The organism is Bradyrhizobium sp. 4 (assembly GCF_023100905.1).
Lineage (GTDB): Bacteria > Pseudomonadota > Alphaproteobacteria > Rhizobiales > Xanthobacteraceae > Bradyrhizobium.
Genome location: NZ_CP064686.1, coordinates 6,970,001 through 6,993,039, shown reverse-complemented (window position 1 = coordinate 6,993,039; position 23,039 = coordinate 6,970,001). Strand labels below are relative to the sequence as shown.

The following is a 23,039-nucleotide window of genomic DNA, read 5'->3' as shown; positions in this document are numbered from 1 at the left end:
TTACATTTGACAAAATCAGGGGTCAAAGGGTCGCCGCATGTCCGATATGACCGTTGCCGCACGCCGGCGCTCCCGCTGGGGCCTTTTCATCGCCCCTGTCATCCTCCTGATCCTCGCGGTGGCGTGGAGCGGCTTCTGGTTCTATGCGGCGTCGCAGGCCGAAATCGCCGCCGATGCCTGGCGCGCGCAGGAGGCCAAATCCGGCCGCGTCTATGATTGCGCCAAGCGCTCGATCGCGGGCTTCCCCTTCCGCTTTGAGGTCCAGTGTTCGGGCGCCAGCGTCGCCCTGGTGTCGCAGAACGCCAGCAAGACGCCGTTCACGGCGAAGCTCGACAACATCCTGGTCGTCGCGCAGGTCTACGACCCCAAGCGCGTCATCGCGGAATTCACCGCACCCGCGACGCTCACTGATGGCGTCACGCAGAGCACCTTCGTGGTGAACTGGAGCAAGGGTCGCAGCAGCGTGGTCGGCCTGCCCGCCGTGCCGGAGCGCGCCTCCATCGTATTCGAGGAGCCGACGGTCAATCGTGTCGACGGCAGCGTGCAGGTGCCGCTCGCGCGCGCGAAACAGGTCGAGCTGCATGGACGCCTCGCGGATGGATCGCCGTCCGATCATCCCGTGATCGAGACCGTGCTCCAGATCGCGCAGGGCAGCATCCAGGGCGTTCATCCGCTGCTCGCCGAGCCGTTCGAGGCCGACACGCGGGCGAAGATCACCGGACTGTCCGACCTCACGCCAAAGCCGTGGCCGCAGCGCTTCCGCGAGATCCAGGCCGCCGGCGGCCATATCGAGATCGTACAGTCCCGGATCCAGCAGGGCGAGATGATCGCGGTTGCGGCCGGCACGCTCGGGCTCTCGGCTAACGGCCGTCTCGACGGCGAATTGCAGATGACGGTGACGGGTCTCGAGCGCGTGATCCCCGCGCTCGGCATCGAGAAGATGCTGGAGGAGGGGGTGCCGCAGGCAACCCTCGATCGCGTCGCGCCCGGCGTAAAGTCGCAGGACCTCAACAATCTGTTCGGTGCGCTCGACCGCGCCGTTCCCGGCCTCGGCAAGGTCATCAAGCAGAACGCCAATGCCGGTGTGGCCGCCGGCATCAATTCGATCGGCACCGAGAGCACGCTGGAAGGCAAGAAGGCCCGCAGCTTCCCGCTGAAGTTCGTCGACGGCGCCGTGCTGCTCGGCCCGGTCAAGGTCGGCCAGATCCCGCCGCTGTATTAGGTCGTGAATTCATAAATCTGCCGGGCGGACAGCTTGGTCCGCCTGACGCGTTTGAAGCTGTAAACAGATGGCTTCCGAGGAGCTTCTTGTTAGCGCCGGTGATGCAACCCGCGAGGTCCTCTCCGGCGTCGGGCGAGGAGTGTATCAGTTGCGGCTCGACAGGTAGCGTTCTGCCGCCCTATTGAAGACCAACTGCCGGCTCTAAAGTCGCGCCCAGATTATCTGGGGTTCGGGGGAAACAATGCGCGCGTTGAATTATCTCGTGGCAGCATCGCTGCTCGTCGCCTCCCTTCAGACCGCAACCGCCAGGGATAGCGAACATTGGGTGGTGTCCTGGACGGGCGCGGTTCAGGGCCCATACCCCGTCGGCAATCCGTCTGCCCAGCCCGAACAGAAATTCGCGTTTCCCGAGCCTGCGGCCGGTGCGCGGGACCAGACTTTTCGCCTGATCGTGCGGCCGGATATCTGGGGCCGTCAGGCCCGCATCCGGCTCAGCAACGCCTTCGGCACCAAACCCGTCACGTTTGACGGCGTTTACGTCGGCCTGCAGTCGGGTAGTGCCGCGTTGATCCGCGGCTCCAACACTCCCATTACGTTCGCCGGCACGCCTTCCGTTACGGTGTCGCCGGGGAATTCGGTCTGGAGCGATGCGATCGCGCTGCCGTTTGCAAAGCGGCCCGATGACCTCGCCGGCCGCGGGCTTGCGGTCAGTTTTCATGTCGCCGGCCAGAGCGGTCCGATGACCTGGCACGCCAAAGCGCTGACCACCTCCTATGTCAGTGCGCCGGGCGGCGGCGCGAAGGGCGCCCTCGAAGACGAGGCTTCCTTCCCCTATGCGACCGCGTCGTGGTTCTTCCTCGATGCGATCGAGATGACTGCGCCTGCGGACGCCTTCGCCATCATGGCGTTTGGGGATTCGATTACCGACGGGACCGCCTCGACCATGAATGGCGACGATCGCTGGCCCAACGTGCTGTCGCGTCGCCTGAAGGCGGTCTACGGCAACAAGGTCGCCGTCGTGAATGGCGGCATCGGTGGCAACCAAATCGCAGGCCCCGCCGAATACGGTCCCGACAAACCGTACGCGGGCGGCCCCGCTTCGGGTCAGCGGCTCGATCGCGACGTGCTGTCGCTGTCCGGCATATCGAGCCTGATCTGGCTGGAAGGCATCAACGATTTCAGCAAGAACGGCAATTTTGCCGCCGACCAGGTCATCGCCGCGATGAAGGACGGCGTCGCGAAACTACGCGCGAAATGGCCGCAAGCCCGGATCATCGGCGCCACCGTTGTTTCGGCACTGGGCAGCACCAGCGCGGCCCATGGTTTTCCCGAGCAGGATGACAAGCGTAAGGCGCTCAACGCATTCATCCGTAGCTCGGGGACATTCGACGCTGTGATAGATTTTGATCGCGCGACGCTCGACCCGGCCTCGGGTGGCCTCAAGCCGGAGTTCGTTCCCGAAAGCACGACAGGCGGCGCCGGCGACAAGCTTCATCCCAACCGCACCGGATATCTGGCGATGGGACAGGCCATCGACCTCGATCTGTTCAAGCCGGGAAAGTTTGTTCGCAGCGCGAAGCAGTAGGAAGAATTCAGAGTCGCCTCTCTCCATTCATCGCCCTCAGCTGTCGTAACGCGCTCCATGCGGGTTACGAGCTGAACTCACGGCCGCTTCGCCGGATCGTGATGACCCGCCGGGAATGCGGAGCCGCAAACTCCGCTCTCTCTCCATGTCGGCCGCACGATGATGCGGTCGCCCCAGGCAGGAGAGATAATCATGATCAAGTCCAAACTGTTCGTTGCCGTCGTCGCCATCTCGGCCGCGATCGCGACGCCCGCCTTCGCGCAGTGGCAATGGCAGTCGCAGGAGCCGGCCGCATACGCCTCGATGTATCCGAATGGTGATCGCAACATCTCGAATCCCACGACGCGGGAGACGATGGCATTCGTCCCCACGCCGAAATCACCGCGCCCCACGGTGATGCGCGCGACCAAGGGCAAATAGCCGCCGTCCCACCACTTGCCCCTCGCGAACTGGGCCCGGTCATGTCCCGGCCGGGCCCAATGCGCGTTGCCTTGAACGTGGCTTTGGACAATCGCGCGTGCGGATCCGCAGCCAACGAAAAATATTCCGAACAGGATCGTCAGGAAAACGTGATGCAGAAGATGCACGGCGCCGCGAATAATCGCAGCCGCATTCAAATCACTCCACACCAGGGAAGCATGCATGCGCCGGAGACGGCGCGCGGAATCCAATCCACTTCCCAAATGGAGGAAGCTTCAAGTGCGGATCATCAATTGCGGACTGATGCTGGGCATTCTCGCTGCCTGTTCCGGGCAGGCGCGTGCCGACGACAATGTCACAACCGAAATCCAGTCGCTGAAGGCCAAGCTGAAGGAGCTACAGCAGCGCGTGGACTCCGAGGCGCGCAAGACGCGACAGGTTGAAGCGCAGGCGAAAACCGTTCAGTTACCTGCAAGCTACAAGGCGCTCGCCGCCGATCCATGTGCGGCCGGCAAGGTCTGCAACAAGGGCGTGACGCTGACATTCGGTGGTTGGGTCGATCTCACCGGCATCTACCGCTCACGCAATCTCGCCTCCGATACCGGCTCGGTCTACAACTTCATCCCCTATCAGCAGAGCCGCAACTTCAACATTCCGGAAACGCGCTTCTCCGCGCGCCAGAGCAGGTTCTCGGTGCTGGCCGAGGGCAATGCCGATGCGGACACGCACCTCGCGGGTTATGGCGAGATCGATTTCGAAGGTGCGGCTCAGACGGCGAGCTCGGTTGCGACCAACTCGTTCAATCCGCGCATGCGGCAGCTCAGTCTGGAACTGGACCGCAGTGATCTCGGTCTTCACTTCCTCGCCGGGCAATCCTGGTCGCTCAACGCGCCGACCAAGTCCGGCATCGATCCTCGTGGCGTCGATGCGCCCGGCGTGATCGACTTCGAATCCGTTCCGGGATTTCTTGCGGCACGCCAGCCCGGGCTGCGCGTCTGGCAGGACATCGGACCGGAGTTCAAGCTGGCTGCCTCGGTCGAGAATGCCCAGACAGCGTTCTTCGGCGGCAACGTCCCGGCCGTCGGCACACCCGCCATCGGACCACAGGGCGTGCTGAACCCGAACCTTCAGGTCAATCTGACCGGTCCCGGCGGCAGCTTCTTCAACAACCTCAACAATGTCAGTCTGAATCAGGTGCCCGACATCACCGTCAAGGCAGCGTGGGACCCACGGCTCGGGCCCACCAAGCTGCATGTCGAGGCGTGGGCGCTCTACCGCCAGCTGTTCGATCGCTTCAACAACGCCAACCACACCTACGACACCGGAAGCTTCGGTGGACACATCTTCGCCGAACTGATTCCGAAAACTCTCGATCTTCAGCTCTATGGCTCGCACGGCGTGTTGGGCCGCTTCACGGCAACGCCGTTCCCCGACGCGGCGGTGGCGCAGGACGGCACCATCCTCCCGCTGACGATCACGGCGGCCGCCGTCGGCCTGATCTGGCACGCGACGCCGAGCCTCGATGTCTACTCCTATGCAGGCCTCGAAAAGGCCAAGGCGAATTTCGCCAATGTTGGAACGGTGCCGTTCGGCTACGGCAATCCGCTCTACAACAACACCGGCTGCTTGACCGAGAACTCGCCGGCCGCGACCTGCAACGGCAACACCAGGGAGGTCCGGCAGATCACGACCGGGATCTACGACACCATCTACCAGGGGAGTTTCGGTACGCTGAAAGCCGGCCTGCAGTATTCCCACACGCAACGGTTCGCGTTCGCGGGCGTCGGCGGCGCTCCGAGGACGGACGACAACGTCGTCATGACGCAGATCCGCTACTATCCGTTCTAGTCACGGAGCCACGCAGGCTGGTAGCCTGGATGGAGCGAAGCGCAATCGGGAATCTTGCCTCAAGCGACGGAGGTCCCGGATTACGCTTGCGCTCCATCCGGGCTACTTCAGTGCTACGGCTTGTTGCCGAGCTGCGCGTGCGGCCGGCCGAAGTCGGGCGCGGCCGAGTCCTGGCCGATTTCGACGATGCCGCGGCGGATGGCGCGGGTGCGGGTGAAGTGGTCGAACAGTGCCTCGCCGTCGCCGCGGCGGATCGCGCGGGTGAGCTTTGCCAGATCCTCGGTGAAGGTGCCGAGCATCTCCAGCACGGCTTCCTTGTTGGCGAGGAAGACGTCGCGCCACATCGTCGGATCGGATGCCGCGATGCGCGTGAAGTCGCGAAAGCCGCCGGCGGAGAACTTGATGACCTCGGACTCCGTCACCTGCGCCAGCTCGTCGGCGGTGCCGACGATGGTGTAGGCGATCAGATGCGGCAGATGGCTGGTGATCGCGAGCACGAGATCATGATGATCCGGCGTCATGATTTCGACCTTGGCGCCCATCGCCGCCCAGAACGCACGCAGGCCATCGGTGGCGGCCGCATCAACGCCCTCCGGAGGGGTAAGGATGCACCAGCGGTTGATGAAGAGCTCGGCGAAGCCGGAATCTGGGCCCGAATGCTCGGTGCCTGCGACGGGATGCGCCGGCACGAAATGGATGCCTTTCGGCAGATGCGGCGCCATATCCCTGACGATGGCGCCCTTGACCGAGCCGACGTCGGAGATGATCGCGCCGGGCTTGAGATGCGGGGCGATCTCCTGCGCCACCGGGCCGCAGGCGCCGACGGGAATGCAGAGGATAACGAGATCGGCGTCCTTCACGGCTTCTGCATTGGTCGCCACGACCTGATCGACGATGCCGAGCTCCATCACGCGTGCGCGCGTCTTCTCCGAGCGCGCGGTGGTGACGATCTCGGAAGCCAGGCCCTGGAGCTTCGCGGCGCGCGCGATCGAGCCGCCGATCAGGCCGAAGCCGATCAGCGCGACGCGCTGGAAGTGCGGGGTCGCGCTCATCGTCCGGCCATGAAGTCGCGCAGGCCCTCGACGACGAGGCGGTTGGCCTCCTCGGTGCCGACGGTCATGCGCAGCGAATGCGGCAGGCCGTAGTTCTTCAAGCCGCGCAGCACAAGGCCTCGCCTGGTGAGGAACGCGTCGGCGGCGTCCGAGGTCTTGCCCTCGGTCGGGAAGTGGATCAGCACGAAATTGGCGACGCTCGGGGTCACCTTCAGCCCGAGCTTGCCGATCTCCTCGGTCAGCCAGTTGCGCCAGGTCTCGGTGAATTGCTTCGACATCGCCTGGTGCGCGGTGTCCTCGATCGCGGCAACGGCGGCGTACATGGCCGGCGTCGACACGTTGAAGGGACCGCGGATGCGGTTGACCGCATCGATGATGTGCTCGGGGCCGAACATCCAGCCGATGCGCAGCGCCGCGAGACCATGGATCTTGGAGAAGGTGTGTGTCACCACCGTGTTTTCGGTGGTCGCGACCAGCTCGATCCCCATCTCGTAATCGTTGCGCGAGACGTAGTCGCAATAGGCTGCGTCCAGCACCAGCAGCACGTGCGAGGGCAGGCCGGCGCGCAGGCGCTTGACCTCGTCGAACGGCACATAGGTGCCGGTCGGGTTGTTGGGGTTGGCGAGCCAGACCAGCTTTGTCTTCGGCGTCACCGCCTTGAGGATGGCGTCGACATCGCAGGTGAGGTTCTTCTCGGCCGCGATGACATTCTTCGCGCCGACCGCCATGGTCGCGATCGGGTAGACCAGGAAGCCGTGCGTGGTCGAGATCGCCTCGTCGCCATGGCTGAGATAGGTGTGGGCGAGCAGGTTGAGGATCTCGTCCGAGCCGGCGCCGCAGATGATGCGGTTGGGATCGAGCCCGAAGGTGCGCCCGATCGCTTCGCGCAGCACGCGCGAGGTTCCTTCCGGATAGTCTTCCAGATGATCCGCCACCTGCTTGAACGCCTCGATCGCCTTCGGCGAGGGCCCGAACGGCGTCTCGTTGGCCGAGAGCTTGAACACCTTGCGGCCGGGCTCTGCCACCGGGGTCTTGCCGGGCGTATAGGGCGCAATATCGAGAATGCCGGGATTCGGCACGGGGCGGGACATCTTCAACTCCGGACTGGCTTAAGCGGTTCGCGACTTACGATTTCGACCCGGTCGGGGGCACCGTATAGCGCGTTGCGTGGCTGCCGACGAGGGCCGTGGAGCGCACCGAGGCCCCCGCTTCGATCAGGGCAGCCTTGATCTTGTCGATGCTGCTTGTCGCGGTGACCGAGACCAGCAGCGCGGCGCCGTCGAAGGCGGTGTCGGGCACTGCCACGATCTCGGCGAGCGGCGACAGGGCGCGCGCGACCTCCGCATTCCACCCCGACACGCGCACGCTGAAGGTCTCGACCTCCGTCACCAGGGCGCTGTCGGCGACGCGCGAGACCGCGAACACGGGCAACGCCGCCGGATGGTCGGCGCGCTCGACGAAGGGCAGCCGCGCGATGATCTTTGGCGCGCCGGCTTCTTCCAGCGACAGCCACCACGGCGTGCGGCTCGAAGTCGCCGAGACCAGCGCCAGATCGCCCTTGGACTTCGCGACGGCCTCGACCGCCGCCTGCGCGCTGAAATGCGCGACGTAAGGCACCGTGAAGCCGAAATGGAATCGCGCGGAATCGCGCATGGCCGGCTCGCTCGCCGAGATGTCGGCGTGCACCGAGAACGGGGCCTGGACATAGGTGAAGGTCGCGATGATGACGCGCCAGATGCTCTCGACCGTATCGAGCGGCAGGATGCCGCGATGACGCTGCACGAGGTCGCGCATCATGGAGGCCTCACGTGCCGGGCGGAACGCCGAGCCGACCTCCTGGGTCTGCTTCACCTGGATCAGGCGGTCGATGATGTCGCCGCGTTGCATCAGCAGGCGATGCATGCCCTCGTCGATCGCGTCGATCTCCTTGCGCAATTCCTGGAGTGATGGTGGCGCGGGCGGACGTTGGGACATGTCTGACAGGTGCTGTTGAGAGGCGTTCCAATGCGGATCAGTCGAGCCGTCACCGCTGTGATGGATATCCTGATTAGGCAGTCGGGGCTGCGAAAGCAAAGAGAAATGCAAAGGGAAATCGGGCCCTTTCCGCCCGTGGCGCGACAGGCGAATTTGGCTGATCCGGGCCGTGACTTGACGAAAACCGTCCAAGACGGTAGTTTTTACCCGTTCCGTGGTCATTTGAGCCGGCCGGCTTGCAGCCACGTTAAAAAACTCGCTAAACAGGCCGGGGACGCTTTCGATCCCGGCCGAACCTATCGTTCAGGCCGGGTTTTTCATGGCCTGATGTCAATGCGGTCACCACGACGACCGCAAACGAGGTCGATGGTCAGATGGTTGGCGTCCAGTCAATTCCGAGTCCCGCGATCACCGCCGACGAGCGGTCGCACGAGGTGGATCATCCGAGTTCGCACGTCGCGCAGTTTGGCTTGGAACAGCCGCTGCGGCTCGATTGCGGTGTCGATCTCAGCCCGTTCCAGATCGCCTACCAGACCTATGGCGAGCTGAATGCCGATCGCTCCAACGCGATCCTGATCTGCCATGCGTTGACCGGCGACCAGCACGTCGCCAATGTGCACCCTGTCACCGGCAAGCCCGGCTGGTGGGAGACTTTGGTCGGCTCGGGCCGACCGCTCGATCCCAGCGAGTATTTTATCATCTGCTCCAACGTGATCGGCGGCTGCATGGGCTCGACCGGTCCGGCTTCGATCAATCCGGCGACCGGCAAGGTTTGGGGCCTCGATTTCCCCGTCATCACCATCCCCGACATGGTGCGCGCGCAGGCGATGCTGATCGACCGGCTCGGCATCGACACGCTGTTCGCAGTCGTCGGCGGCTCGATGGGCGGCATGCAAGTGCTGCAATGGACGGCGGCGTATCCGAGCCGGGTGTTCTCCGCGCTGGCGATCGCCTGCTCGACACGACATTCGGCGCAGAACATCGCGTTCCACGAGCTTGGCCGCCAGGCGGTGATGGCCGACCCCGATTGGCACCATGGCGGCTATGCCGATCAAGGTATCCATCCGCATCGTGGGCTCGCTGTCGCCCGGATGGCGGCGCACATCACCTATCTCTCCGACGCCGCGCTGCATCGCAAATTCGGACGGCGGATGCAGGACCGCGAGCTGCCGACCTTCTCGTTCGACGCCGACTTCCAGGTCGAGTCCTACCTGCGCTACCAAGGCTCGTCCTTTGTCGAACGCTTCGATGCCAACTCCTATCTCTATCTGACCCGCGCGATGGATTATTTCGACATCGCGGGCGACCATGGCGGCGTGCTGGCGAAGGCGTTCGCGGGAATCCAGACCCGGTTCTGCGTGGTCTCCTTCACCAGCGACTGGCTGTTCCCGACATCGGAATCGCGCGCACTGGTGCACGCGTTGAATGCGTCGAGCGCGCGGGTGTCGTTCGCCGAGATCGAGACCGATCGCGGTCACGACGCGTTCCTCCTCGACGTGCCCGAGTTCTTCGACATCGGCCGTGCGTTCCTGCAGTCGGCAGGCAAGGCGCGCGGGCTCACCGCCAAGAAAGCTTAAAGGACGGCTAGTCATGTCTGTACAGGAAGCGCTGCCGCTGGGCGGCCTTGCGGCCGGGCAGCCCGGTGATTTTCGCGCCGACCATGTGCTGGTGGCCGAGATGGTCAAGCCGGGCTCGAAAGTGCTCGATGTCGGGTGTGGCGAGGGCGACCTGCTCCAGCTGCTGGAAACTCGCGGCATCGACGGCCGCGGCATCGAGCTGTCGCGCGAGGGCGTCAACCGCTGCGTCGCCAAGGGTCTCGCGGTGGTGCAGGGCGATGCCGACACCGACCTCGTGAATTATCCGGATGACGCCTTTGACTACGTGATCCTGTCGCAAACCTTGCAGGCGACGCGGCAGCCCAAGGTCGTGCTCGAGAATCTCTTGCGCATCGGCCGCCGCGCCATCGTGTCGTTCCCGAATTTCGGCTTCTGGAAGATGCGGCTCCAGCTCCTGATCGGCGGCCACATGCCGCGCACGGAGAACCTGCCGGCAAGCTGGTATGACACCGCCAACATCCATTTCTGCACCATCAAGGATTTCGTCGAGCTCTGCGATGCGATCGACGTCAAGATGGAACGTGCCGAGGCGCTCGACCTCTACGGCCGTCCGCTGCGGCTGCGGATGCCCTGGTGGGTGTGGAATCTGTTCGGCGAGCAGGGCGTGTTTCTGCTGACGCGCGGCGGCAGGAAGTAGTTCTTCGTCATTGCGCGCGCAGCGCTAATGTGGCGCCAGTGACCTCGGGTCGCGCGCCGGCCATCTTCCCGCTTCCACCAGCGTGACGAACCGTTCCACCGTTTCGTTGAACAGCGCGGGCTCTTCGAGATTGAGCACGTGGCCGGACTTCGGAAACATGGCGAGCCCTGCCGCAGGCAGATGCTTCTTCAGGAACAGGCTTGCGCCCACGCACGGATCGTCCTCGTCGCCGCAGATGATGAGTGCCGGCGTCGTGGCCGCTCTGATCGCGTCCGTCATCGTAAAGATCGAGGGACGGCCGGCCTGGAAGCCGCGCATCGTCCGCGCCGATCCCTTGGCGTCGTGCCGCGCCAGGGCGGCATAGAAATCGGCGTGGCCGCGCGGGTCCTTCACCAGGAAGGGAATCCGGCTCGGCGCCTCGCGCGTGACTTTTGCGACTTCGGCTGAGCCGAGCATCTCGAATTGCTCCGCGTTGGCGCGGCACTGCTTGCACCAGGCGTCGAGGTTCTCGATCTCCGAGCCTGAGCCGACGCCGGCGAGCGTCATCGATAGCGCACGTTGGGGCGCGTTGAGCCCGATCTGGAGCGACGAATAGGCGCCCATCGAGAGACCGACGAAGTGCGCGCGATCGATCTTCAGGTGATCGAGCACCGCGAGCGCATCGGTATAGAAATGCGTGTAGCCGTAGACCTCGCCATCAGGCACGTCCGATGGCGTGTAGCCGCGCGCCGAATAGGTGATGCAGCGATGGCCGCGCGAAAAGTAGCGCATCTGCGGCTCCCAATTGGTGTAGTCGGCCGCGAATTCGTGCAGAAAAATAATCGGCGTGCCGGTGTCTGCTTCTTCGAAATAGAGGCGACAATTATCCTTCGTGAGGGCGTGAGGCATCCGGTTTTCTCCCTGAGGTGGCTGCGGCGTTGGAATGCCGTCCTGCGGTGAGCGCATACGACCCTAACACTTATTAATCATCGTCGAAAATCTCCGCGACCGCGTCTTGTTCTCGCCACATCAGGATACTGATACAGCCCGCGGATATCGGCCACCGCACCGGCCGATCGGGAAGTGGGGGTGTCAACGAAGGATGAAGAATGTTCGAGTTGTTTGCGTCTCGCCTGTCGCGCTGTGTCGTCGCGCTGGCTGTTTTCTTCGCGGCGGTCGCCGCCTTCACTTCTCCGGCGTCAGCACGACCTCATCGTCATAGCGCAGAGCGCCACGCTTACGCGCATCACGCCAGCAGACATCATCATTACCGGCATGCACGCAGCTCGCGTTTCGATCGCGGCGCGGCGCAATTGCAGGCGAGCGGCTTCGGCAACACCTTCGCCAGCTATGACCCGAACGCCAATACCGGCGGCATCGCCATGAGCGGCAGCGGTGGAATGGCCATGAGGGGCAACGCAGGAATGGTTACCAGCGATAGCGGTGGGATGATCACGCGCGCCAGCCGTCGAATCGCCACGAGGCGTGGCGGTGGGATGGCCACTAACGCGAATGACGGCGGCGTGGCCCATAGCGCCACGGGCAGCGGCGGCTTCGGCGGCGGATCGGGCCTCGTGTCCGAGGCACGCCGCTATGTCGGCGGTAATCCGACCGGCCGCGGCAGCCTGTGGTGCGCGCGGTTCATGAACATGGTGCTTGAGAAGACCGGTCACCGTGGCACCGGCTCCGATATGGCGAATTCGTTCGCGCATTACGGGACGCGCGTCTCCGGTCCGCAGGTCGGCGCCATCGCAGTGATGTCGCGCGGTGGTCGGGGTGGTCATGTCGGCATCATTACCGGCGTCGACGCGCAGGGCAATCCGATCATGATCTCCGGCAACAACGGCAACCGCGTTCGCGAAGCACCAGTCTCGCGCGGCCGGATCTATGCGTATGTGATGCCGAACTGACGGCCGTCATTGCGAGGAGCGAAGCGACGAAGCAATCCAGGCTGTCTCCGCAGATAGATATCTGGATTGCTTCGCTGCGCTCGCAATGACGGAGTACGTGGCGCCGGCGCCGCGTCACACCAGCTTCGGCTCTTCAAACGCAACCGCGTCGCCCACGCCGATGTCGCCGTCGGCGATCACCTCGGCATAGATGCCGCAGTCCATGTGGCCGAGATTGCTCGAGAGCGTGGCCGGGATTTCGAGATCGCGCCTGGCGGTCTCGGGGTCGACGTTGGTGGCCGGGCAGCGCTTGATGCGTTTGACCACTTGCAGCCGGGCCTGTCCGATCGCGAGCGTCTGGCCGACGAGGTCGAGCTCGGACCAGGCCGGCCAGCCCTTCACGTAGAGATTGGCGCGGAAGCGCAGCGGGTGGACGGCGGCGCCGCCGAGCATGGTCTCGAGCGCGCGGACGCTGTCGATATTGATGATGGACACGACCTTGCGGGCGACGTCGGAAAAGCTGTGGTCTCGGCCGGACAGGATCTTGGGCGGACCTTTCAGCTCCGGCTGAAAGTTCTGGCCGAAGTAGTCCTCGATGGCGGCGCGCCCGGCGGCGGTCTCGAGATCGCCGCTGGCGGCGATCTGGCCGTCCTTGCGGATGGTCAGGCGGTTGGTCGCGTCCTCGAACCGGCTGTCGAGCGAAGCCAGCCGCTCATTGCGCGCCAGCATCAGGAACTGGATCTTCGGCTTCCACTGCGGCTGTTCCGGATCGAAGCCGCTGGGGCCGTTCTCGATGGCGTAGCGGCGGTCGGCGGGCAGGGTCTGGCCGGCTCGCAGGGAGACGCGGGGCAGGGGCTCCGGCGTCAGGCCCTTGATCGGATAGCGGTAGAGGCCGGTGATCTCGGCGGTCTGGCTGGCTGTCATTGCGCTAGGGGTCATGCCGCTACTTAGGGGATTCGGCCCATCGGCGCCAAGCGGGTGGATCCGCGCACGAAATTGTGAACTCGCCTCTTCCGGTCGGAGGCCTCGCTTCCCACATCTGGGTCAGGCCGGCGCCAGCGCCGGCTGATAACGACCGTTGCCGGTTGAGAAACGTCAATGCGGTCATCGGAAACCCAATGAAGATGCCGTTTGGAGTGCCTTAGAGGGCTCCAGGGGCAGGCCGAGGGAAAGACCACGATATGAATATCGAAAAATATACCGAACGCTCCAGGGGCTTCGTCCAGTCCGCGCAGTCGCTTGCGGTGCGCGAAGGGCACCAGCAGTTTTCGACCCTGCACGTCCTGAAAGTGCTGCTGGACGACAATGAAGGCCTCGCTGCCGGCCTGATCGACCGTGCCGGCGGCAATTCCCGCGCAATTCTGAAAGCGACCGAGGACGCCCTGAACAAGGTACCGAAGGTCTCCGGCGGCGGCGCCGGCCAGATCTATCTGGCGCCTGAGCTCGCCCGCACCTTCGACGCCGCCGAAAAGGCCGGCGAGAAGGCCGGCGACAGCTTTGTCACGGTCGAGCGGCTGCTGCTCGGCCTCGCGCTGGAGAAGACCAGCGAGGCGGGCGCGATCCTGGCCAAGGGCGGCGTCACCCCGCAAAACCTCAACGCGGCGATCGAGGCGCTGCGCAAGGGCAGGACCGCGGACTCCGCCACGGCCGAGAACGCGTATGACGCGCTGAAGAAATATGCCCGCGACCTCACCCAGGCGGCGCGCGATGGCAAGCTCGATCCGGTCATCGGCCGCGACGAGGAGATCCGCCGCACGATCCAGGTGCTGTCGCGCAGGACCAAGAACAATCCCGTCCTGATCGGTGAGCCCGGCGTCGGCAAGACCGCCATCGCCGAGGGCCTGGCGCTGCGCATCGTCAACGGCGACGTGCCGGAGAGCCTGAAGGACAAGAAGCTGCTGTCGCTCGACCTCGGTGCGCTGATCGCGGGTGCGAAGTATCGCGGCGAGTTCGAGGAGCGGCTGAAGGCCGTGCTCCAGGAGGTGATCGGGAGCGAGGGCAATTTCGTCCTGTTCATCGACGAGATGCACACGCTGATCGGCGCCGGCAAGGGCGATGGCGCGATGGACGCGTCCAACCTGCTGAAGCCTGCGCTCGCCCGCGGCGAGCTGCACTGCATCGGCGCCACCACGCTCGATGAGTACCAGAAGCACGTCGAAAAGGACGCAGCGCTGGCGCGGCGTTTCCAGCCGATCTTCGTCAGCGAGCCCTCGGTCGAGGATACGATCTCGATTCTGCGCGGGCTGAAGGACAAGTACGAGCAGCACCACGGCGTGCGGATCACCGATTCCGCGCTGGTCGCCGCCACGACGCTGTCCAACCGCTACATCACCGACCGCTTCCTGCCGGACAAGGCCATCGACCTCATGGACGAGGCGGCCGCGCGGCTCAAGATGCAGGTCGACTCCAAGCCGGAAGAGCTGGATTCGATGGATCGGGAAATCATCCGGCTGAAGATCGAACAGGAAGCATTGAAGAAAGAGAGCGATGCCGGTTCGAAGAGCCGCCTGCAGACGCTGGAGAAGGAGCTAGCCGATCTCGAGGAGAAGTCCGCGGCGCTCACCGCACGCTGGAGCGCGGAGAAGAACAAGCTCTCCGACGCCCAGAAGCTGAAGGCCGAGCTCGACGGCTTACGGGTCGAACTCGCCAACGCGCAGCGGCGCGGTGAATTCCAGAAGGCCGGTGAGCTGGCCTATGGCCGGATCCCCGAGCTCGAAAAGCAGCTTGCCGACATCGAGGCCAAGGAGAACTCCGGCGAGATGATGGAGGAGGCGGTCACCGCCAACCACATCGCGCAGGTGGTCTCGCGCTGGACCGGCGTGCCCGTCGACAAGATGCTGGAAGGCGAGAAAGACAAGCTTCTGCGGATGGAGGACTCGCTCGGCAAGCGCGTCGTCGGCCAGGCCGAAGCCGTACGTGCGGTCGCGACCGCCGTGCGCCGTTCGCGCGCGGGGCTGCAAGATCCGAACCGGCCGACCGGCTCGTTCATGTTCCTGGGGCCCACCGGCGTCGGCAAGACCGAACTGACGAAAGCACTCGCCGAGTATCTGTTCAACGACGAGACCGCGATGGTCCGGCTCGACATGTCCGAGTACATGGAGAAGCACTCGGTTTCGCGGCTGATCGGCGCGCCTCCGGGCTATGTCGGTTATGACGAGGGCGGTGCGCTGACCGAAGCAGTGCGGCGCCGGCCCTACCAGGTCGTGCTGTTCGACGAGATCGAGAAGGCGCACCCCGACGTGTTCAACGTCCTGTTGCAGGTGCTCGACGACGGCCGCCTCACCGACGGCCAGGGCCGCACCGTCGACTTCCGCAACACGCTGATCATCATGACCTCGAACCTCGGTTCGGAGTTTCTGGTGAACCAGCCGGAGGGCGAGGACACCTCGGCCGTGCGCGAGCAGGTGATGGGAATGGTGCGGTCGCACTTCAGGCCAGAGTTCTTGAACCGCGTCGATGAGATCATCCTGTTCCACCGCTTGCAGAGGAGCGAGATGGGCCGGATCGTCGAAATCCAGTTCGCGCGGCTGCAGAAGCTCTTGACCGATCGCAAGATCGTGCTGACGCTCGACGCTGCGGGCCGCGACTGGCTCGCCGCCAAGGGCTGGGATCCCGCCTACGGCGCACGGCCGCTCAAGCGCGTGATCCAGCGTCACGTCCAGGATCCGCTCGCCGAGATGATCCTGGCCGGCGACGTCAAGGACGGCGATACCGTTGCGATCTCGTCCGAAGGCAACGTGCTGACCTTCAACGGCAAGGCGCCGCAGACCGCGGAGATCGCCCAGTTCGAGGCGCCGGTGTCGAAGCGGAAATTGAACTGAGCGCCGGCAATCCAAGCCTGAAGCAAAATGCCGCCCCGGAGAGGTCAATCTCTCCGGGGCGGTTTGTTTTGCGGGTTGTTGACGATGTTGCTGCAGCCGGAGTGTGGTCTGGCTAGGACGTGCAATCTTTGCGGTGCGGCCCTGCCGGCATATGCAATCCATCTACAATTTCGACGCGCGGGGAGTTATTTCTTCGTGACCTTGTAGATCGCGTTCTCGATGTCAGAAGAGAAATAGATCGTGCCGGATTCCCCGATGCCAACGCCCGTCGGGATATGCGTCGGCAGCCCTCCGGGCGCACCGCTCAGGCCGATCGGGAGATTGGCCGCGATCTCGGTGATCGTGCCGCTCTCCGGTGCGATCTCGATCAACCGCTTCGCGCCGACCTCCGCCACGATCAGCTTGCCGTCGCTGGCGCGTGCGATGCCTTCGGGCATTTTCAGGTCCTTGGCGATGACCGTCTTCTCGCCGTTGCTCTCGATCATCGAGACGACGCCGGAAAAGGCTTCGGTGGCATAGACCTCGCCGCGCGATCCGGCGACCAGCCCGACCGGACCCTCGAGTCCGCCGATCAGCGTGGTGCGGTCCTTGCCGTGCTCGCCGCTGACGCGGACCAGCGATTTGGTGCCGAGCTCGGCCACCAGGATGCTGCCGTCCGCGAGCACGAGCGCGTCATGCGGCGCCTTGAAGCCGTGCAGCATGTCGCGCGTGGCGCCGGTCTTACCGTCGATCACCTGCACCGTGCCGGTGAACCAGCTCGACAGGACCACATCGTTGCCCTTCGCCGTCGCGCTCATCGGATATTCGAGCGTGACGCCGGCGGCGTGCATGCGGGCCTTCTCGGTGACCTCGCCGGTCGCGCCGTCCACCGTGCGATAGGCGAACACGTCGGCGACGTGGATCGTATCCTTGCCGTTCTCCGACGTGACGCCGATGCCGCCGGGCAAAGCGAGCTTGCCGATGATGACCTGCCGCGCCTGGCCGGTCGCGGGATCGACCTCCTGGATGCCGTTGTCGGCCATGTTGGAGACGTAGATCCGGTCCTTGTCGTCGATTGCGAGATTGTCCAGCGACGGCTTCAATTGCGCCATCATGGTCTTGGCGCCCGAGTTCGGATCGAGGCGGACGAGCTGGCCGAGGGCGGTGTCGACCACCCAGAGATTGCCCTTGGAATCGAAGTTCACCGCGGCCGGGACCTTGAAGCCGTCGGCGACGACGGTCAGCTCGGCCTTGTCGACGTCGACCCTTGCGACCTGCCCCTTGAACCAGAGCGGACCGTAGAGCTTGTCGTCGGGACCGAACTCGAAGCCGTTGAGGCCTCCCATCTTCTCCATGATCTGGCGCGGTGGTTTGACGCCCTCGACGTCGATCTCATAGAGCGTGTCGCCGAGGAAGACGGTGGTGGCGTACAGCCTGCCATCCTTGCGGAAGGCGAGCGAATTGATGCCGGGAAGGCCGGAAGCGAGCTTCTTGATCGGGCCGTCGCCCTTGCGCGAGTAGAGATCGCCGGCCAGGAAGCCGGTCCAGGCCATGGTGCCGTCGGGCGCGAATGCGATGTCGTCGGCCATTCCGACCGGAGCGGGGATTGCAACCTTGGCGGTACCGCCGGCGATGTCGACCTCGTAGAGCGCCGCGCCCGCGACACTGCCGGCAAACAGATGGCCGGCCTTGTCGATCGCAAGCCCGTGCACGCCGTGGAACGCCGAGCCGGGGACGAGCTTGGTGACCTCCCAGTTTTCGGCCGAAACACTGGTGGCGGAGACAATCGCAGCAACGAAGGCTGCGCAGGCGAGCCTGTTCTTCATGGCGAGACCTCCCGTTTTTTGGAAAATATTCGCTCCTCATGCCGCTTTGGCAAACGAAACTTGACGTTGTGATGCCGCCAGGCGAGCTCCGCGCGACAACGTCAAAACCGGATCGTGTTTGAAGATGATCGGCCGATCTCGGCCGGTCGCCGGCTTTTACCTGTTGGTGACCTGCAACGGACCGCCGGTTGCGTCCGACATCCGGGCGATGGCGCCGGCGCGGCCGCTCATCATGCCGTCGAGCCGGTCGCGCTCCTTCTCGAAGCCGGCCAGCATCGGGCCTTCCAGCGAGCGGCCGCGCGGCAGTTTCACACGGAGCGGATCGACGAAGCGGCCGTTGACCAGGATTTCGTAGTGGACGTGCGGGCCGGTCGACGCGCCGGTCGAACCGACGAAGCCAATCACCTGGCCCTGCCGCACCTTCTTGCCGGGCTCCATGCCCTTGGCGAAGGCCGACATATGGCCATAGGCGGTCTCGTAGCCGTTGTTATGCTTGATGCGGATGTATTTACCGTAGCCGCCTTCGGGGCCGGCCTTCTCGATCACGCCGTTGCCGGAGGCGAAGATCGGCGTGCCATAGGAGGTCGCCCAGTCGACGCCGGTATGCATCTTCACGTAGCCGAGGATGGGGTGACGGCGGCCGCCGAAGCCGGAGCGCATGATGGCGTTGTTGACGGGCTTGCGCACCAGGAACTTCTTCGCGCTCTTGCCGGTCTCGTCATAGTAGTCGACGACGCCGTCGTCGGGGCTCTGGTAGCGGTAGTATTTCTTGGTCTCGCCGCCGAGCGTGAGCGAAGCGAACAGCACGTCGTTCTTTTCGCTCGCCGTCACGCCTTCGTCTTCGCCGGCGTAGAACACGTCGAATGAATCGCCCGGCGCCACCTTGCGCTGGAAATCGACGTCGTAGGAGTAGATCTTGATCATGTCGTCGATGACGGGCATCGGCACTTTGTTGCGCATCGCGGTCTCGTAGATGCTCTGGTAGAGCCGCACGCCCGTGCCGTCATCGTCGTCATCGTCGTCGCTGTTGGCGTTCGCCGCCGCGTCGGCGACGGTATTCATGCTGGAAACGTCGACCGCGACGTATTTGCCGAGATCGGACAGCGCCGCGATCGCCTCGACCATGGTCTCGTTGGCGATGACGACGCGGTAGGGCTGCAGACGGGCGCCGGGGCTTGCGGGCGCCATCAGGATGCGCAGCTTCTCGCCTTCCTTCAGACCGCCGTCGCGGCCGCGCGGCCCGAGCGTCGCGGTGATCGCCTTGATCTCCTCGGCCGTGGCGCCGAGATCGCGCAGCACGCCGGCGACGCTGTCGCCCTTCTTGACCACGTGGACGCGTTCGCCGTTGGGATTGCCGCCGGTGATCTGTTCCTTGGTCTTCGGCAGCAGCGTGACGTTTTCCGGCACCACGCGCGTCTCGAAGCCGGCATAGGGATCGGACGGCGACACTTCGGTGGCGTAGGCGCTTCTGATGTCGGACGGGCCGGTCGCGCCGGAGACGTCGGCCGCAGCATTGGAGAGTGCGGCGTAGCGCACCCCGCCATTGCCGCGCCAGTTCGCGGCATCACGGACCCGCATCAGGATGTCGTCGAGCGCCACCACTGCGGAAATCTTGGCTTTCGGCAGCACCTGGGAGAGGTCCTTGGTGACGAAGGAGACCTCGGCGTCGGGTTCGACGGCTTCCGGATTGTTGGGATCCTCGGATGCCGCCTTCGGATCGGAGCCGACATCGGTGAGAAGGCGCTGGGCGTTGAATGGCGGGATCTTCGCCGACAGGTCGCTCGTCGTCATCGACAGATTGCCGGCAATCCGGATGAAGGGGCGCACCCGCATCACGTCGCGGTTGCCGACGCGGGCAACGGTCGAGACGCGCACGATGTTGCGCGAGGCCGTGGATTCGTTCGGGGGCGGCAGGCGGTCGCTCTTGTGCAGCGTGGCGGCGCGGTCGGCTGCGCCGAATGCGCCGCGCAGCGCGCCTTCGACGCGCTCCGGCACCTTGGCGAAGGTCATCTCGCCGTCGAGCGAAGCGAAAACGGCGCCGCCGATCAGGGCTGCGCCGCAGAGTCCGGTCAAGATTGTCCCGCTGAACCATTGCACCGAGACACGGCGGCGATCGATGACGGCGGCTTCGGAACCATCGACGGACAGCGGCGGCTCGTGGCCGAGATCGATGATCCCGGTCTCACGCCCGTAAGCGCCGCGTGACGTCCTGTGGTTCAACCCAAATCCCCCAATCAACGACCCAAGAGCCCGGTATCGAGCCCCTCCTTACGCCGCCCCCCTTCGGGGTGTCTCCGGAAAAGGCAAGCCGCATAGGCGTCCGCGGTCAGAAGGCCCAGATGACGGACCGGCCGAAATTACGAACAGCTAAGCGGAAAAAGATCTCTCGATGTGTCTCGAATGTCTGAAGAAGGCCGCTTCATCGGATGATCGCCTTCCTCGGACCCCACACAAACCGCCGGCAGCCCCCACTGGCATCCCTGCGATTCAAGCTTTGTCTGTATCAGAACGCCGGGGGATTGTGGCTCAAGTACGGCGCCTAATATGGAAAAGTTTCCCGAACGACTGGGCGCCAGGGGCCTTCCAGGGGCGGGCGCTCCAAGCCGCGTTCAAGGCGCCTCCATGCCGCCTCCGGAGCCCACTCGGGCCCAAACTTTTTTTGGGCTTTTTCTCCGCGCTGGCCCGATCCGGCCGCTCGGCGATATTCTAACCTGCTGTAAATGCGTGGATTTTTCGAACAATCCACCGTGCGACGATTTTCTGACAATGGTCGTTGACAACCCCGATGGGTGGGGCCTATAACCCGACCACTGAGCGCGGCGCCGCCGGGTCACTGACCAAGGCGAGCGAACGCGCCACTGATGCTCCTCACCTTGTTGAGTGACACAACAGTCGACGTAAGTCGATTGGAGTTCATCCATCGTCGGTAAGGGTGTCGGAACCCTTCCTCTCTGGAAGGTTGGGGCCTCCTGGTCCCGGGCTGTTTGACAAGTGAAGATGAAGAAAGAGAAACGTGGACGGCGGAGTCCTTGCGGGTCTCGCATTTAAAGAGCTTCGGCTTTTTGGATCGGGACCGGACGAAAGACTTCGGCGGTACACGTTTTAAGGTTACACCATCGTTGCCAGCGATGTGAATCGCGGGCAGCTCATTGACTTCGGTCGATGAAAAATGGTGGGACCTCGTCAAAACGTTGTGATCAGCCGGTTCAAAGTTCAAGTCCAACTTGAGAGTTTGATCCTGGCTCAGAGCGAACGCTGGCGGCAGGCTTAACACATGCAAGTCGAGCGGGCGTAGCAATACGTCAGCGGCAGACGGGTGAGTAACGCGTGGGAACATACCTTTTGGTTCGGAACAACACAGGGAAACTTGTGCTAATACCGGATAAGCCCTTACGGGGAAAGATTTATCGCCGAAAGATTGGCCCGCGTCTGATTAGCTAGTTGGTGAGGTAATGGCTCACCAAGGCGACGATCAGTAGCTGGTCTGAGAGGATGATCAGCCACATTGGGACTGAGACACGGCCCAAACTCCTACGGGAGGCAGCAGTGGGGAATATTGGACAATGGGCGCAAGCCTGATCCAGCCATGCCGCGTGAGTGATGAAGGCCCTAGGGTTGTAAAGCTCTTTTGTGCGGGAAGATAATGACGGTACCGCAAGAATAAGCCCCGGCTAACTTCGTGCCAGCAGCCGCGGTAATACGAAGGGGGCTAGCGTTGCTCGGAATCACTGGGCGTAAAGGGTGCGTAGGCGGGTCTTTAAGTCAGGGGTGAAATCCTGGAGCTCAACTCCAGAACTGCCTTTGATACTGAGGATCTTGAGTTCGGGAGAGGTGAGTGGAACTGCGAGTGTAGAGGTGAAATTCGTAGATATTCGCAAGAACACCAGTGGCGAAGGCGGCTCACTGGCCCGATACTGACGCTGAGGCACGAAAGCGTGGGGAGCAAACAGGATTAGATACCCTGGTAGTCCACGCCGTAAACGATGAATGCCAGCCGTTAGTGGGTTTACTCACTAGTGGCGCAGCTAACGCTTTAAGCATTCCGCCTGGGGAGTACGGTCGCAAGATTAAAACTCAAAGGAATTGACGGGGGCCCGCACAAGCGGTGGAGCATGTGGTTTAATTCGACGCAACGCGCAGAACCTTACCAGCCCTTGACATGTCCAGGACCGGTCGCAGAGATGTGACCTTCTCTTCGGAGCCTGGAACACAGGTGCTGCATGGCTGTCGTCAGCTCGTGTCGTGAGATGTTGGGTTAAGTCCCGCAACGAGCGCAACCCCCGTCCTTAGTTGCTACCATTTAGTTGAGCACTCTAAGGAGACTGCCGGTGATAAGCCGCGAGGAAGGTGGGGATGACGTCAAGTCCTCATGGCCCTTACGGGCTGGGCTACACACGTGCTACAATGGCGGTGACAATGGGACGCTAAGGGGCAACCCTTCGCAAATCTCAAAAAGCCGTCTCAGTTCGGATTGGGCTCTGCAACTCGAGCCCATGAAGTTGGAATCGCTAGTAATCGTGGATCAGCACGCCACGGTGAATACGTTCCCGGGCCTTGTACACACCGCCCGTCACACCATGGGAGTTGGTTTTACCTGAAGACGGTGCGCTAACCAGCAATGGAGGCAGCCGGCCACGGTAGGGTCAGCGACTGGGGTGAAGTCGTAACAAGGTAGCCGTAGGGGAACCTGCGGCTGGATCACCTCCTTTCTAAGGATGGTTCTTCAGAAGCTTGCTTCTATCGAACCGTTTTAGAAACATCAGTGGCCAACGGTCGTCAGGATCGTTGAGCTGCATTGGCGGGATTTCGCCGTCTTCGTTTCTCTTTCTTCGCGGACGAACACGCGCTGGGGCTGCAACCTTGCAGAATCCCTGGTCCTTGACTGGATATGCGTTAGGGGCTTGTAGCTCAGTTGGTTAGAGCGCGCGCTTGATAAGCGTGAGGTCGGAAGTTCAAGTCTTCCCAGGCCCACCACACTCATCGAGTGAGCATTCGTCTTCTGGTTACGGGGCCATAGCTCAGCTGGGAGAGCGCGTGCTTTGCAAGCATGAGGTCGTCGGTTCGATCCCGTCTGGCTCCACCAGATGGTTTGATCACCGACTACTCTTACCGTCGTCCGCGAAACATCACTTCGCACTTACTAGTCCGGATGGACAGTAAGCTGCGTGATTTCTGACATCGTAAAGAGGAG

Annotated in this window: 15 protein-coding genes, 2 tRNA genes, 1 rRNA gene and 1 riboswitch; of the genes, 10 read left to right on the top strand and 8 right to left on the bottom strand. The window is 63.5% G+C overall.

Going from position 1 to position 23,039, the window contains the following annotated elements:
• The first annotated feature begins 37 nt into the window (after positions 1-37).
• Together IVB45_RS33435 and IVB45_RS33430 are read left to right on the top strand one after the other, a co-directional pair.
• On the top strand, positions 38-1,222 hold the full coding sequence (locus tag IVB45_RS33435; RefSeq protein WP_247357807.1) for a DUF2125 domain-containing protein: 1,185 nt from the start codon (positions 38-40) through the stop codon (positions 1,220-1,222).
• A gap of 241 nt (positions 1,223-1,463) precedes the next feature.
• The gene (locus tag IVB45_RS33430) at positions 1,464-2,807 is read left to right on the top strand and encodes a GDSL-type esterase/lipase family protein (RefSeq protein ID WP_247357808.1); all 1,344 of its coding nucleotides are present in this window, start codon (positions 1,464-1,466) and stop codon (positions 2,805-2,807) included.
• A 77-nt stretch (positions 2,808-2,884) separates the two neighbouring features.
• On the opposite strand, the gene IVB45_RS33425 is transcribed toward IVB45_RS33430, so the two are convergent.
• Positions 2,885-3,478 carry a hypothetical protein gene (locus tag IVB45_RS33425; RefSeq protein ID WP_247357809.1) on the bottom strand — a complete coding sequence of 198 codons (594 nt, stop codon included), beginning with the start codon at positions 3,476-3,478 and terminating at the stop codon, positions 2,885-2,887.
• 28 nt (positions 3,479-3,506) lie between these two features.
• On the opposite strand from IVB45_RS33425, the gene IVB45_RS33420 reads away from it, so the two are divergent.
• Positions 3,507-5,075 (top strand): hypothetical protein, encoded by a 1,569-nt coding sequence (locus IVB45_RS33420; RefSeq protein ID WP_247357810.1) that lies wholly within the window; start codon positions 3,507-3,509, stop codon positions 5,073-5,075.
• 113 nt (positions 5,076-5,188) lie between these two features.
• On the opposite strand, the gene IVB45_RS33415 is transcribed toward IVB45_RS33420, so the two are convergent.
• From IVB45_RS33415 to IVB45_RS33405, 3 genes are read right to left on the bottom strand one after another with little or no spacing between them, the layout of a single operon-like run.
• Positions 5,189-6,127, bottom strand: a complete 939-nt coding sequence (locus IVB45_RS33415; RefSeq protein ID WP_247357811.1) for a prephenate/arogenate dehydrogenase family protein — start codon at positions 6,125-6,127, stop codon at positions 5,189-5,191.
• Positions 6,124-7,218 (bottom strand): histidinol-phosphate transaminase, encoded by a 1,095-nt coding sequence (gene hisC, locus IVB45_RS33410; protein WP_247357812.1) that lies wholly within the window; start codon positions 7,216-7,218, stop codon positions 6,124-6,126. Before hisC ends, IVB45_RS33415 begins: the two co-directional genes overlap by 4 nt.
• A 34-nt stretch (positions 7,219-7,252) precedes the next feature.
• Entirely contained in the window at positions 7,253-8,101 is an 849-nt protein-coding gene (locus IVB45_RS33405; RefSeq protein ID WP_026232498.1) for a chorismate mutase, read from the bottom strand.
• 204 nt (positions 8,102-8,305) lie between these two features.
• Positions 8,306-8,385: riboswitch (SAM riboswitch) on the top strand.
• A 90-nt stretch (positions 8,386-8,475) separates the two neighbouring features.
• On the opposite strand from IVB45_RS33405, the gene IVB45_RS33400 reads away from it, so the two are divergent.
• Positions 8,476-9,678, top strand: a complete 1,203-nt coding sequence (locus tag IVB45_RS33400; protein WP_027565598.1) for a homoserine O-acetyltransferase — start codon at positions 8,476-8,478, stop codon at positions 9,676-9,678.
• 13 nt (positions 9,679-9,691) lie between these two features.
• On the top strand, positions 9,692-10,354 hold the full coding sequence (gene metW, locus IVB45_RS33395) for a methionine biosynthesis protein MetW (RefSeq protein ID WP_247357813.1): 663 nt from the start codon (positions 9,692-9,694) through the stop codon (positions 10,352-10,354).
• Positions 10,355-10,378: 24 nt separating this feature from the next.
• On the opposite strand, the gene IVB45_RS33390 is transcribed toward metW, so the two are convergent.
• Positions 10,379-11,242 (bottom strand): alpha/beta hydrolase, encoded by an 864-nt coding sequence (locus tag IVB45_RS33390; RefSeq protein WP_247357814.1) that lies wholly within the window; start codon positions 11,240-11,242, stop codon positions 10,379-10,381.
• Between the two features lie 200 nt (positions 11,243-11,442).
• On the opposite strand from IVB45_RS33390, the gene IVB45_RS33385 reads away from it, so the two are divergent.
• A complete protein-coding gene (locus IVB45_RS33385; RefSeq protein WP_247357815.1) occupies positions 11,443-12,243 on the top strand; it encodes a TIGR02594 family protein in 801 nt (266 codons plus the stop codon).
• Between the two features lie 114 nt (positions 12,244-12,357).
• Here the strand turns inward: IVB45_RS33385 and IVB45_RS33380 are convergent, their stop codons facing one another.
• On the bottom strand, positions 12,358-13,146 hold the full coding sequence (locus IVB45_RS33380) for an MOSC domain-containing protein (protein WP_247357816.1): 789 nt from the start codon (positions 13,144-13,146) through the stop codon (positions 12,358-12,360).
• A gap of 257 nt (positions 13,147-13,403) precedes the next feature.
• Between IVB45_RS33380 and clpB the strand changes: the two genes are divergently transcribed.
• Positions 13,404-16,043: an ATP-dependent chaperone ClpB gene (gene clpB / locus IVB45_RS33375; RefSeq protein ID WP_247357817.1), complete on the top strand. Its 2,640-nt coding sequence runs from the start codon at positions 13,404-13,406 to the stop codon at positions 16,041-16,043.
• A 185-nt stretch (positions 16,044-16,228) separates the two neighbouring features.
• Here the strand turns inward: clpB and IVB45_RS33370 are convergent, their stop codons facing one another.
• Together IVB45_RS33370 and IVB45_RS33365 are read right to left on the bottom strand one after the other, a co-directional pair.
• Entirely contained in the window at positions 16,229-17,848 is a 1,620-nt protein-coding gene (locus IVB45_RS33370; protein ID WP_027565593.1) for an SMP-30/gluconolactonase/LRE family protein, read from the bottom strand.
• Between the two features lie 156 nt (positions 17,849-18,004).
• Positions 18,005-20,068: a M23 family metallopeptidase gene (locus IVB45_RS33365; RefSeq protein ID WP_027565592.1), complete on the bottom strand. Its 2,064-nt coding sequence runs from the start codon at positions 20,066-20,068 to the stop codon at positions 18,005-18,007.
• Positions 20,069-21,068: 1,000 nt separating this feature from the next.
• On the opposite strand from IVB45_RS33365, the gene IVB45_RS33360 reads away from it, so the two are divergent.
• The 3 genes from IVB45_RS33360 to IVB45_RS33350 all read left to right on the top strand — a co-directional run bounded on the left by IVB45_RS33360 (position 21,069) and on the right by IVB45_RS33350 (position 22,931).
• A 16S ribosomal RNA gene (locus IVB45_RS33360) occupies positions 21,069-22,557 on the top strand.
• 188 nt (positions 22,558-22,745) lie between these two features.
• Positions 22,746-22,822: transfer RNA gene (locus tag IVB45_RS33355), tRNA-Ile, on the top strand.
• A 33-nt stretch (positions 22,823-22,855) separates the two neighbouring features.
• Positions 22,856-22,931 (top strand) — tRNA-Ala (locus IVB45_RS33350).
• The last annotated feature ends 108 nt before the right edge of the window (positions 22,932-23,039 follow it).